At 32.7% G+C, this 13,009-nt stretch carries 11 protein-coding genes and 1 riboswitch; of the genes, 6 read left to right on the forward strand and 5 right to left on the reverse strand.

All coding sequences use genetic code 11. From position 1 onward, the window contains the following. The first annotated feature begins 214 nt into the window (after nucleotides 1-214). The 4 genes from WAF17_RS03710 (at nucleotide 215) to WAF17_RS03725 (ending at nucleotide 4,306) form a co-directional block, all read left to right on the forward strand. Nucleotides 215-1,237 (forward strand): NAD(P)H-dependent glycerol-3-phosphate dehydrogenase, encoded by a 1,023-nt coding sequence (locus WAF17_RS03710; protein WP_338766407.1) that lies wholly within the window; start codon nucleotides 215-217, stop codon nucleotides 1,235-1,237. Between the two features lie 60 nt (nucleotides 1,238-1,297). Beyond that, complete coding sequence (locus tag WAF17_RS03715; protein WP_338766409.1) at nucleotides 1,298-2,203, forward strand: DUF2911 domain-containing protein; 906 nt, start codon at nucleotides 1,298-1,300, stop codon at nucleotides 2,201-2,203. Nucleotides 2,204-2,270: 67 nt separating this feature from the next. Then, a complete protein-coding gene (locus WAF17_RS03720) occupies nucleotides 2,271-2,828 on the forward strand; it encodes a PAS domain-containing protein (protein WP_338766414.1) in 558 nt (185 codons plus the stop codon). A 38-nt stretch (nucleotides 2,829-2,866) separates the two neighbouring features. Then, nucleotides 2,867-3,146, forward strand: a riboswitch (cobalamin riboswitch). Nucleotides 3,147-3,199: 53 nt separating this feature from the next. Then, nucleotides 3,200-4,306 (forward strand): DUF5074 domain-containing protein, encoded by a 1,107-nt coding sequence (locus WAF17_RS03725; protein ID WP_338766417.1) that lies wholly within the window; start codon nucleotides 3,200-3,202, stop codon nucleotides 4,304-4,306. A gap of 52 nt (nucleotides 4,307-4,358) precedes the next feature. Here WAF17_RS03725 and WAF17_RS03730 read toward each other — a convergent pair whose 3' ends face one another. Both WAF17_RS03730 and WAF17_RS03735 read right to left on the reverse strand, forming a co-directional pair. Then, nucleotides 4,359-4,832 (reverse strand): hypothetical protein, encoded by a 474-nt coding sequence (locus WAF17_RS03730; RefSeq protein ID WP_338766419.1) that lies wholly within the window; start codon nucleotides 4,830-4,832, stop codon nucleotides 4,359-4,361. Between the two features lie 319 nt (nucleotides 4,833-5,151). Further along, complete coding sequence (locus WAF17_RS03735; RefSeq protein WP_338766422.1) at nucleotides 5,152-5,703, reverse strand: transposase; 552 nt, start codon at nucleotides 5,701-5,703, stop codon at nucleotides 5,152-5,154. Nucleotides 5,704-5,948: 245 nt separating this feature from the next. Between WAF17_RS03735 and argS the strand changes: the two genes are divergently transcribed. Next, on the forward strand, nucleotides 5,949-7,736 hold the full coding sequence (gene argS / locus WAF17_RS03740) for an arginine--tRNA ligase (protein ID WP_338766425.1): 1,788 nt from the start codon (nucleotides 5,949-5,951) through the stop codon (nucleotides 7,734-7,736). A 178-nt stretch (nucleotides 7,737-7,914) separates the two neighbouring features. Beyond that, entirely contained in the window at nucleotides 7,915-9,678 is a 1,764-nt protein-coding gene (gene lysS, locus WAF17_RS03745; protein ID WP_338766427.1) for a lysine--tRNA ligase, read from the forward strand. A gap of 194 nt (nucleotides 9,679-9,872) precedes the next feature. On the opposite strand, the gene WAF17_RS03750 is transcribed toward lysS, so the two are convergent. The 3 genes from WAF17_RS03750 to mce all read right to left on the reverse strand — a co-directional run bounded on the left by WAF17_RS03750 (nucleotide 9,873) and on the right by mce (nucleotide 12,864). Then, nucleotides 9,873-11,186 carry an ammonium transporter gene (locus WAF17_RS03750; RefSeq protein ID WP_338766430.1) on the reverse strand — a complete coding sequence of 438 codons (1,314 nt, stop codon included), beginning with the start codon at nucleotides 11,184-11,186 and terminating at the stop codon, nucleotides 9,873-9,875. Between the two features lie 233 nt (nucleotides 11,187-11,419). Beyond that, nucleotides 11,420-12,322 carry a hypothetical protein gene (locus WAF17_RS03755; RefSeq protein WP_338766433.1) on the reverse strand — a complete coding sequence of 301 codons (903 nt, stop codon included), beginning with the start codon at nucleotides 12,320-12,322 and terminating at the stop codon, nucleotides 11,420-11,422. 131 nt (nucleotides 12,323-12,453) lie between these two features. After that, a complete protein-coding gene (mce, locus tag WAF17_RS03760) occupies nucleotides 12,454-12,864 on the reverse strand; it encodes a methylmalonyl-CoA epimerase (protein ID WP_338766435.1) in 411 nt (136 codons plus the stop codon). Nucleotides 12,865-13,009 lie beyond the last annotated feature (145 nt).

Genomic DNA, 13,009 nt, shown 5'->3' on the forward strand with positions numbered 1-13,009 from the left:
ATACTAATTCTTAGTCTCTGACAAACTCTATGTTTTGAAAATTGTTAGAAATGATTTGTATAAGAAATATCTTTTTATTGTTTTTATCGAAAAATCAGTTTAATTCATTTTGAAGAACAATAAAAAACCACGTTATTTACTGTATTAGAGTAAGTATTATTTTTTTCTTAATTTATTCTATTTTTTTCTTGTTTTCGTACTAAAATAAATTAATTTGGCAGCTTTTGGTTTTTCAGATAGTGGTGCGCCTGTTCGTATTGGCGTATTGGGTGGAGGCAGTTGGGCAACTGCAATAGTAAAAATGCTTTCCGAAAATAATGTTCGTATAAACTGGTGGATGCGTTCGAAAGACGATATTGATTTTATTCGAAAAAATCACAGAAACCCACGTTATTTGAGTTCGGCTTTGCTCAATATCGACAAAATTACTCCTCTAAATGATGTAAAAGCTGTTATTTCAGATTCAAAATATATTGTTTTGGCTGTTCCTTCTGCCTTTATTACCGATGTATTCGAAAAGCTAGACCCAGCTATTTTTAAAGATAAAGTCATTATTTCGGCTATCAAAGGGATGATTTTGGAAAAAAATGTTTTAGTAACTGAATATGTAGAGGATATATTTAATGTTCCTACTGACAAACTTCTCTCTATTGCAGGTCCTTGTCATGCTGAAGAAGTTGCACAAGAAAGACAAGCCTATCTTACTATCGGAGGAGATGAAAACGAAGGCGACAGATTTGCTCGGCTTATGCGAGGACATTATATAAAATGTAAAACCAATCCAGATTTGAACGGAATCCAGTATTGTGCCGTAATTAAAAATGTTGTTGCTGTGGCGTGTGGAATGGCTCGTGGACTGAATTATGGAGATAATTTTCAAGCTGTTTTGGTTTCTAATGCTGTGCAGGAAGCCAAACGCTTTTTGGATAAAGCCTATCCACTAAAAGAAAGAGACATTAATGCCTCTGCTTATTTGGGCGATTTGCTCGTAACTTCTTATTCTCAATTTAGTAGAAATCGTACGTTTGGAAATATGGTAGGGCGTGGTTATACTGTCAAATCAGCACAAATAGAAATGGGAATGGTAGCAGAAGGTTATTATGCTGTAAAAGGTTTGTATGATGTTACAAAAAGACACAAAGTAGATATGCCTATTATTAAAGCTGTTTATAATACACTTTATGAAAAAATTTCTCCAGCCATTGAATTTAGAATTTTGAAAGACAGTCTTCAGTAAACAGTTATCAGTAAGTAGTTACCAGTTAATTTCCCAAAACCTAGTTCCTAATTCCTACAAATGAAATTCTTTAAATATTCTATTTTCACTCTTTTATTTTTTATTTCTTTTTCTGTATTAGCTCAAGAGAAAGGTCAAGCCAACGATATGTCAGAAGAAGAAGAGAAATTAGAACTTCCTCGGAAGAGTTCGATTTCTACTTTGATGCAAGAAATTGGTCTTACAGAATTTTTTGTTCGTTATGGTCGTCCGAGTGTAAAAGGTAGAAAAAAGCATATTTGGGGAGAACTCGTTCCTTATGGAAAAGTATGGAGAGCTGGAGCAAATGAAGCTACAACAATAGAGTTTTCTAGTGATGTGAAAATAAATGGAAAGCCTCTCAAGAAGGGAAAATATGCTGTTTTTATTATCCCTCAAAAAAAAGGAGACTGGACTTTTATTTTTAATACTGCCGTTGATTCGTGGGGGAAGGAAGCCTATGACCCAAAAAATGACGTGTTGAGAGTAGATGCAACTGTTGAAAAATCAAAATTTCAAGAAACACTAGCCTATGATTTTGATAAAATATTGGAAAATGAAGCTACTTTTATTTTGCGTTGGGAATGTAAATTAGCAAGAATCACAATTCAAGTAAATACAGTAGAAGAAGCAAAGAAAAATATTGCAGAAGCTATTTCGAAATATCCCAACGACTGGCAAGTATTAGTCCGTAGCGCAGCCTATTACAAAAGCGAAAACATAGAACTTCGTCAGGCTTTGGATTGGGTAAATGAATCTATCAAACTCAAAAATGATCATTATTTGCCTCATTGGGTAAAATCTGAAATTTTGGCTCTACAAAACGATTATAAGGGAGCAGTAGAAAGTGCACAAAAGGCCTTAGAAGTAGGAAAAGATGATACTAATTTTATTTATGCTCAAACTATTCAATATCAAATTGATAACTGGCTTTTGAAAATAAACTAACATTTATGATGTTAAAACAGTTATATAATATATGATTTTATTTTAATCTATTAAAAATTGAGAGAATATGGAGAATAGTTTGTCTAATATGATGTGTTTAGATATTTACCTTTTGAGTTTGGATAGTAAAGAATCTAATAAAATTAAGAAGCAGGTAAAGGCACTAGATGTAGAATCAAAGCCTCTTTTAAGTTGGAATATATCTCATACAAACTCTTTTGTTATGAGCAGAAAAGAGCTAGATATCCAAAAGATAAAAGCTTTTGCTGAAAAATATAAGTGGAAAAATGACATTCAAAAAATACTCTCAAACAATCCTTTCGAAGCTCTTGTACTTACCGATTCATTAGAAAAAATTATTTGGGTAAATAAGGGTTTTACAGAAATGACAGGTTATTCAAAGACATTTGCTACCAATAAATATCCTTCCTTCTTACAAGGTGAAATGACTTCCAAAGAATCTAAAAAAGAAATCAGAACGAACCTTCAAAAAGAAAAACCTTTTGAGTTATCAGTAATCAATTATAAGAAAGATAAAACTCCCTACACCTGTCAAGTTCAGATATTTCCTCTTTATTCTAATAAAATTACTCATTACATTGCATTAGAAACTCAAATACAATAAGATGAAAAATAATTGAAAATCATTCCATAGAAAACACTACCTTTGCAACTTGAAAAGGTGGTGTTTTTTCATTTAAAGAAAAAATACTGAAAAGGGAATACGGTCGCTTATTTAGCTTATTCCGTAACTGTACCCGCAACTGTGAATTTGGTTTTTTACATAATCGTAAAAAATAATAGCCTACTATCTCTACACTTAATAACTACAAGTAGGCATTGCTGCGTTTTTTATTAGAAATCTGATACTTCTAACTTCTTATTTCTAACTTCTTACTTAGTTCAATCAGTCAGGAGACCTGCCTTTTCTGTTATTGTACTTTTGGTTCGGGAAAAAACTGGGGTCATTATTTTATTTTATTCTTTTTAATTTTTATGTCTATTCGTAATTCTAATTTACGTCCAAACTTTTGGACAATGTTTTTCTATATCCTTATTTCTGTTTTTTCTATTTCCTTACTTTCCTCTTGTAGTGATAACGGAGAAGACACACCTGATATTCTTGCAGGAGAATATGCACAAGGATATTTAGTCGTTAATGAAGGGGTTTTTGGAATGAATAATTCTTCCGTTGGGCATATTTCTACGACTGGTGTTGTTACACAACAAATTTTTCAGACAGTTACTGGCGATAGTTTGGGAGACCAACTTCAATCTATTTCTATTTTGGGAGATAAGGCGTATTTAATGGTTAGTGCTAGTAATAAAATTGAGGTGGTTAATCGTGGTACTTTTGAAAGAAAAGAGACTATTTTTGATACTACTAACTTCAAGTTTGCAAACCCTCGTTATATGGCTGATGTTGGAAACAATAAAGCATATGTTAGCACTTGGGGAAATTTTGGAGATACTTCTCCAAAAATTTTGGTTATAGATACTCAAACAGAACAAATTACAAGCACAATAGAAGCTAGTTCGGGTGCTGAAAATATAATTTTTGATAATAATACAAATAAGGCATTTGTAGCAAATGGATTTGGTACTACGATTTCTGTCTATAATACATCTAATAATACATTAGAAAATACTATTGATGTTTCGCCAAACACTCCAGAAGAAATGGTCGTAGATAAAGATGGTAAACTTTGGGTAGTGGCTTCTCCTTTTGGTTCTTCAACAGGGGCGTTATATAAAATAAATATGAGTACAAATGCTATCGAAACTACTATTGCTCTGAATGCAGGAAGCGAAAATATAGGAGAACATTTGGCAATAAATGCGACGAGAGATATTTTATATTACAGCTTTAGTAGTGGGGTTTATGAATTAGACATCACAGCCACAACTCAAACTACAAATCCAATTATTCAGAATGGAGCTTATGGAGTGAGTATAAATCCTAAAAATAACGATATTTGGATTGGTATTGCTAACTTCCAAGCCCCAACAGGAAATGATGTAATACAGTATGACAATCAAGGGAATTTAATAAATACTTTTTCTGCAGGTGCAGGTTCTAATGAAGTTATTTTTCTTCCATAGGCAAAACAAAAAATCCTTAGGGTCTTTAATGACTCTAAGGATTTTAAATAGTTTAAAGCCACTTACTTTTCATCTTAATTTTATGCTTTTTCTTTGATAATGGCTTATCATAATCTAATAAAGCAATCATCTTTGCTATATTTTCCTCTGAATTAGTAACAGCTTTGTTGGCAATCAATTTTTCATTTTTGTAAAAAAGAACAAACGTAGTGCCTCTACTTGCGTATAAATTCATTTTATAATTATCCTCTTGATAAGAAAAAGATAGAAGATTAGCATCAACTAAATAAGCCTCAATTTGCTTTTCTGCTAGTTTTTCTACTATATTTTTTATTACTACATAACGGGTAAAGTAAATTCCTGCTATTGTTAGTAATGTCAAGCCTCCAAAAACAGAAGCCATTAGCAATATTTCTTGCCTCATTAAATTTTGGGACATTCCTACACCAACTGATATAACACCTGCAATAAAACAAAACAAAGGATATTTATTAATTATAGCATAGTTTAATAATTTAGTTTTCATAAAATTCAAAGTTTAAAATAAATACATTCACAGTTAATTCAACTCAATGTAACATTAAATTAACATTAAGTGTCTTATAATACAAATTTTATTCCGAATTGTTTAGAATAATCCTATAATTATTTTTTAATTATAGTTAATTTGAGGTAGTTGTGAATTCAGTCCTCCAAAACTGAATAGCCGTATTTGGTAGTTTTAAAGCACTTCAACTATTTGCTTCTAGGAAAGCGAATGTACATGTCAAAAAGTAATTTATGAATTTCTTTGCTAAAAAATTTTATTCACAGAACTTCATTGCAATTTTTAAGGAGCAAATACACTAAAAATACTTTCTATAATCTACTAGATTAGACTTCAGTATTTTATCAGAAAGGTAGAACTTAGCACTTGAATATTTGTACTCTTCTGGAAATTTTACTATTCCTGCCTTTACAGGGTTATTATGAATATAATTGATTTTCTCTTCACATACTTTTTTGGTGTATAAATGTACACTATCAAAATTTTCTTCCCAAATTTGATATTTTTGCCCTTTTTCAATACTTATAAATTTATGTAATAATGCAGTCTTATTTTCATTTAGATAGTTAATAATTTGTGTGGCAATATATTTCTTAAAATCTCTCATATAATCAGAAAGAGGACTTTCTTTATGCTCATCTTTATTAAACCAAATTACAAAGTGAATATGATTACTCATTAAAACATAAGCTAGTAATTTAGCATTGTACTTTTTGTTATAAAAAGTAAAATTGTTAAGCAAGGTTTTACAGGTTTCTTCGTCTAACAGTAAGTGTTCTTTTTTAAAAATATTGGTCGTGATGAAAAAACAATTGAAACTTAAAAATTGGGAATGGCGATAAAGTGGCATAAAGTAAGTTCATTATGCTTCTGAGGAAGCATTTCGTTCGTCTTTGAGAAGACAAACGCACGTTGTATTGTGCGTTCAGTTCCTCAGAACTGAATGAAATGCTTCCTCAGAAGCGTGATTTTAAAATAAAGAGTAAAGTTTTCCTTCGCTTTTTTGCTGCAAATTGTGCAACTTTGTAAATTAATCAAAAACTAGCCGAATAAATACAAAAAAGTAAAGACAAAAAACAACTTTTATTTACAGTTATGATACTTCAACAACTCCAAAAAGAAATTCAAAACGCTTTTCAAACGCTTTTCAATCATACTTTACCAATAGAAAAAATTGATTTCCAACAAACTCGTAAAGAATTTGAGGGAAGTTATACTTTTGTTACTTTTCCTTATGGAAAGATTACAGGAAAGCGACCAGACGAAACGGCTACTCTTTTAGGAGAATTTTTGAAAGAAAATGTAGCTATCATAAAGGATTTTAATGTCGTAAAAGGATTTTTAAATCTTGTTTTGGAGCAGTCTGTTTGGGTCAAGACGCTTGTTAATCTCAATGACAAACCTGTTTGGGAAGCAATAGAAAAGAAAGACGAAAAAGTAATGGTAGAATATTCGTCGCCAAACACAAACAAACCTTTACACTTAGGACACCTTAGAAATAATTTTTTGGGTTATTCTGTTTCTGAAATTATGGCTGCTAATGGTAGCGAAGTGATGAAAGTAAACCTCGTAAATGATAGAGGAATTCATATTTGTAAGTCAATGTTGGCTTATCAAAAACATGGAGAAGGCAAAACGCCAAAAGATTTGGGCGTAAAAGGCGATAAAATGGTTGGAGATTATTATGTGAAATTTAACGATTTATTCAAGGCTGAAGTAAAAGAATTAGTAGAAGCAGGAACAGAACAAAAAATAGCCGAAAAAGAAGCTCCTAGTTTGAAGGAAGCACAACAAATGCTTTTAAAATGGGAACAAGGCGACACAGCAACTACCGACCTTTGGAAAAAAATGAATGGCTGGGTATATGAAGGATTTGATGAAACCTATAAAAGCATTGGAGTAGAATTTGATAAATTTTATTACGAATCAAATACTTATTTGTCTGGAAAAGATGTCGTAGAAGAAGGACTAAAAAAAGGTGTTTTCTTCAAAAAAGAAGATGGCTCGGTTTGGATAGATTTGACAGAAGATGGCTTAGATGAAAAACTCGTTTTACGTGCAGACGGAACTTCTGTTTATATGACACAAGACATCGGAACGGCAGACTTAAAGTATAATGATTTTCCAATGCAAAAATCAGTTTATGTTGTTGGAAATGAGCAAGATTATCATTTCAAAGTTTTATTTTTGATTCTCAAAAAACTTGGCAGACCGTATGCAGAAGGAATGTTTCATCTTTCATATGGAATGGTAGAACTCCCTGATGGCAAAATGAAATCAAGAGAAGGAACTGTTGTTGATGCTGACGAACTTGTAGCTGATATGGTAGCAATGGCGAGAGAAAGAACGCAGGAAGTAGGAAAAATTGATGATTTTACAGAAGAAGAGGCTGAAAATTTATATAAAATGTTGGCTTTAGGAGCATTAAAATATTATCTTTTGAGAGTAGAACCAAAAAAGAAAATGCTTTTTAATCCTGCTGATTCTATTGATTTTCAAGGAAATAGTGGTGTTTATTTGCAATTCACACACGCTAAAAGTTCGGCTATTTTACGAAAGGCAAACGAAACGAATATTTCGTACACATCTGATTCTTTTAAAGATGTAACAGAATTAGAAAATATGGAAGAAGAATTAATCCGTTTGCTGGCTGACTATCCTTCTTATTTGAATGAAGCTGCTCAAAATTATGCACCTTCTTCGATTGCAAATTATATGTACGATTTGGCAAAACAGTATAGTAAACTCTACGCTGAACTTTTTATTCTTGGAGAAGAAAATGAAGCTAAAAAATCACTTCGTGTTGCACTTTCTGATGCAACTGCCAAAACATTGAAACACGCAGGAAAACTTTTAGGAATTGATATGCCAGAGCGTATGTAAATCCTTAAATTTGAATATCAAATTAATAAGAACATCTTTATTTTTTATAAATAAAGTCTATTTTTTTTGTTCTATTCAAATAATCCGTATTTTTGAAATATATCTGATAAAAAGACTTTTTAAACTATAAATCATAAAACCCTAAGGGTCTCGAAGATCCTTAGGGTTTGGACAAAATATGCAACCATTACTTAGCGAACAAGAAATTCTGCGCCGTCAGAAAAGAGAACAACTGATACAACTAGGGATAAACCCTTACCCTGCTGACCTTTATAACTACACACATACAGCCAAACAGATTGAGGAGAGTTTTCCAGAAGAAAAACCAGAGGGAGAAACAGAAGAAAATTTCGATAATTTTAAAGATATTTCACTTGCAGGTCGCCTGATGAATATCCGTATTCAAGGTTCGGCAGCTTTTGCAGAAATTGAAGACTCTACTGGGCGTATGCAGCTTTATCTTCGCAGAGATGATATTTGTCCAGATGAAGATAAGACCATGTATAATACTGTCTTCAAAAAGCTTTTAGATATTGGAGATATTATTGGTGTACGAGGATACATTTTTCGCACAAACGTAGGCGAGATTACGCTTCGTGTTACTGAGTTTACAGTTCTTACAAAGTCTTTGCATCCTCTGCCTGTCGTAAAGCGAGTAGAAAATGAAGATGGAACGGTTACATCTTATGATGCTTTTACAGATTCAGAACAGCGTTATCGTCAGCGTTATGTAGATATGATTGTAAATCCTAAGGTAAGAGATGTTTTCAAAAAACGTTCTCAACTTATGACTACAATGCGTGAATATTTAAACGATAAAGGTTATTTGGAAGTAGAAACTCCAATTTTACAGCCTTTATATGGAGGTGCAGCAGCTCGTCCTTTCAAAACGCATCACAACACATTAGATATGACACTTTATTTGCGTATTGCAAATGAGCTTTATCTAAAAAGGTTAATTGTGGGTGGATATGATGGGGTTTATGAGTTTGCTAAAGACTTTAGAAATGAAGGAATGAGCCGTTTTCATAATCCAGAATTTACTCAAATTGAACTCTATGTAGCTTACAAAGATTACGAATGGATGATGAATTTGGTAGAAGAAATGGTAGAAAAAGTAGCCCTAAAACTTCACAACTCAACAGAAGTACAGGTAGGAGAAAATAAAATTAATTTTGCTCGTCCTTGGAAACGCTATACGATGTATGAAGCTATTGAGCATTTTACAGGTGTTGATATTTCTGAAATGAGTGAAGAAGAAATGCGTAAGGCTGCTTTGCAGTTAGGCGTTCCAATTGATGATACAATGGGAAGAGGAAAACTGATTGATGAGATTTTTGGAGAGCATTGTGAGCCAAAACTGATTCAACCTACATTTATTACAGATTATCCTGTTGAAATGTCGCCACTTGCCAAAAAACATAGAACAAAAGAAGGTTTGGTAGAGCGTTTTGAAGCCGTTTGTAATGGAAAAGAAATTTGTAATGCCTTTTCTGAGCTTAATGACCCAATAGACCAAAGAAAACGTTTTGAAGAACAGTTAGAACTTGGAAAACGAGGCGATGACGAAGCAATGGTATTGGATGAAGATTTCTTAAATGCGCTTGAATACGGAATGCCACCAACAGCAGGTTTAGGAATTGGAATTGACCGTCTTTCTATGATTATGACGAATCAAGATTCTATTCAAGATGTTTTGTTCTTTCCTCAAATGCGTCCTAAAAAGCAACCGAAATACGCATCTGAAAGTGATTATGAAGAGTTAGGAATCCGTTCTGAACTTATTCCAATTATTCAAAAATTAGGTTTCCTTACGATTGAAGACTTAAAAGAAGCAATTCCTTCAAAACTTTTCAATGATATGTGTGGAATGCGTAAGAAAATGAAACTCAAAGAAGTAAAAAATCCAACGAAAGAAGAAGTAGAAGGTTGGTTGAAATAAGTTATCCTGTCATTGTTGGGGATACCAATAACGGCAAGTTTATATTATGTAGTTTACGCTTTATGTGAGAGCGTATTTTTAATAAAAACTCTTATCTGATTTTCTCAGATAGGAGTTTTTTTATGCATAAATCCTCGTTGACGGCTGTATTTGAGTCTCAACGACGGTTTATATTTACCAACGATAAAAAACAATTATTGAATATTAAATCCTTTTTCTCCGTGATAAGCTTCATCTAGTCCTGTTTTTTCCATAATCTCATCTACTCGTGCGCCCTTTGTAACAAATGCACTCACAAAATAAACGATTGTTGTAGCAATAGCCGAATAAGCAATTACTGTTAGGATAGCTAATAACTGTACTCCTATCTGTCCGATATTTCCATACAAAACACCAATCGCATCAGGGTTAATAGCAGGATTTGCAAAAATACCAGCAGCAAGAGAACCCCAAATACCCACCAAACCATGTATTCCAAAAGCATCTAATGTATCATCATAATCTAATACTTTTTTGAGTTTGATAACTCCATAATAACCTATCAAACCAGAAAAAAGTCCAATTGCCAATGCTCCACTCACACTCACATATCCACAAGCAGGTGTAATGCCTACCAAACCAGAAACAGCACCCGAAGCTACTCCCAAAAGACTAGGTTTTTTCTTGTTAATCCATTCGATGGCTATCCAAGCAAGTCCCCCAATACTTGCAGCTACATTAGTAACCAAAAGCGCATTTGCAGCTGTTCCATTTGCTCCCAAAGCACTTCCTGCATTAAATCCGAACCAACCAAACCACAAAAGAGCCGAACCAACAACAGTAAGTGTAAGAGAAATAGGCTTTTCAGTTATCAAACCATAATTTTTACGTTTTCCTAATAAAAGAGCCAATACAAGCCCTGCTACTCCTGCATTGATATGAATAACTGTTCCTCCTGCAAAATCTAATTCGCCACTATTACTCAAAAATCCTCCTCCCCAAACCCAATGTGTAATCGGACTATAAACAAGCAAAACCCATAAAAAAGAAAATACGAGCCAAAAAGAAAATTTTACTCTTTCGACGACCGAACCACTCACAATGGCGACAGCAATAGCAGCAAAAGTTCCCTGAAAAACTACAAAAAGTAATTTAGGAATTGAAGTGTCCGTAGAAAGTTCGTTAATATCGATGTTTTCTAAAAAAAGATTATTCAGATAACCTATAAACCCGTTTCCTTCGCTAAAAGCAAGTGAGTAGCCCACAATAACCCAAGCCACAGAAGCCACACAAAAAGAAACATAACTCATTCCGACAGTATTGAGAGTATTTTTACTATGCGAAAGTCCTCCATAAAAAAGTGCCAAACCAGCAGGAGTCATGAGCATAACAAGGGCTGTTGCAATCAGAACCCAAGCTGTATCGCCTGTATTGAGTGTAGGAGTAGATTCTGATGTTTGAGAAAATGCAAACAGAGGCAACAAAGCAAAAAGAACAGACAGACTAACTTTTTTGAAAATAGAAGTCATTTTTTAGTTTTTTATAAAAATCACAAAATTAATTAATGGTGTGTTTTTTTATTCATTATTCTATGAAAATCAATAATTATAGAATAATGTGTGTGTTTTTTAGGTTGCTAACGCAAACATAAGGATTTTTTTTATAAAATACCCTATAAAAAAGACGCTAAAATTATTTTTTATAAAAAAAAAGCACAAGAAAACAATCTTGCGCTTATTGAAAAGTAGAGATAAAAAATAAATTAATTTCCTACTCTAATATTGAATGTAAGTCTTCCTACTGTTGGTTCTGTGGCAGGTTTGGAAATTGTACGTTCGAATTTTGTATTCAAAACAGCACTTTTGTAAGCTGTATAAGTTGCGATACCGATAGTAGAACTTCTCTCTACTAAAGTTGTATTTATTACATTTCCATTTTGATCGATGGTAATATCAAAAACTATTTTTCCTTGTTCGTTTAGTGTATCATTAGGCTTAGGTTTGGTTATCCATCTCCATCCTTGCACAGCAATTTCTGCACCTTCTTCTACTCCTATTTTACCTTTATCTTCTAGGTCATTAGAATTTCCTTGTTTGTCCTCAGTCTTTGAATCTCCATCTTCATTTGAGTTACTGGCAACATCATTTTTCTTTTCTTCTTTTACTGGAGTAGGTGTTTCTACTTTCTTTTCCTGCTTTACGATTTTCTCTTTTTCCTCCTCCTTTTTTTCTTCTTTTGGTTCTACTTTTTTTTCTGGTTTCTTTTCTTCTTTTTTCTCTTTTTTGTTCTTTTTAGTTTTAGGAACACTTACTGTATTATCATTTTTTGTTGTCTGAATATTAGGCGTTTGAGTTTGCTCTTGTGGCGTAATGTCTTGTACTTCTTGAGTTTGTTCCGTTTGTTCTGCTTCGTTTTCAGTAGTCTCTGTAATTGAGGGCGTAAACTCACTCTGTGTAGGTGCAGGTGTTTCGGTAGGTGTAGCTACGTTTCCAAAACTGACCATTGTAATACCAGCAGGTTCGGGTGCAGGAATAGGACGCTCCCAAACAGTCTTAATAAATAGAAATATCGCCAAGAAAATATGAATAATCACAGCTAAAATCGCAATAATTACTCGTTCATTGGGAGAAAGAACGGAATCAGAATTTATTTCAGAATTTACCATGAGCAAGAGAATACTATTTTATTTTAGGATAGTTTTTTTAGATTTTCTTTTAAGAAATACCTAACTAAAATTACAAATTTGTTTTGTAATGACAAAATTTATTCTTCTCTTATCTATCTTTCTTATTTCTTTTAGTCCTTTCTTTCTTGACAAAGCTCTACCAAAACACCGTTTGTAGATTTTGGGTGTAGAAAACAAATTAATTTATTGTCTGCACCTGTTTTTGGTTCTTGACTCAAAAGTGTAAATCCTTCACTTTCCAAACGCTTCATTTCAGAATAAATATCATCTACTTCGTAAGCAATATGATGTATTCCTTCTCCTTTTTTTTCTATAAACTTAGAAATTGCACTTTCTTTTGTAGTTGCTTCTAAGAGTTCGATTTTGGTTTCTCCTAACTGAAAAAATGATGTACTGACACCTTCTCGTTCTACTTTCTCTACTTTGTAGTGTTCTTTACCAAAGAGTTTTTCGAAAAGGTCATTTGATTTTTCTAAGCTTTTGATAGCAATGCCAATATGTTCTACTCTTAAAAATGCCATAATTGTTATTTTGATGTTTATGAAGAATGAAAGGTAAAGATAGAATATCTAGCTCTAATAAATAAATCTGAGAATATACTTGGAGTTATTTTTATAGAATAGTTTGTTTTTTTTGAGTAAATTTGATTGTTATGTTCTAATGTAT

This window comes from Bernardetia sp. ABR2-2B (genome assembly GCF_037126435.1).
In the GTDB taxonomy this organism is placed as follows: Bacteria; Bacteroidota; Bacteroidia; order Cytophagales; family Bernardetiaceae; genus Bernardetia.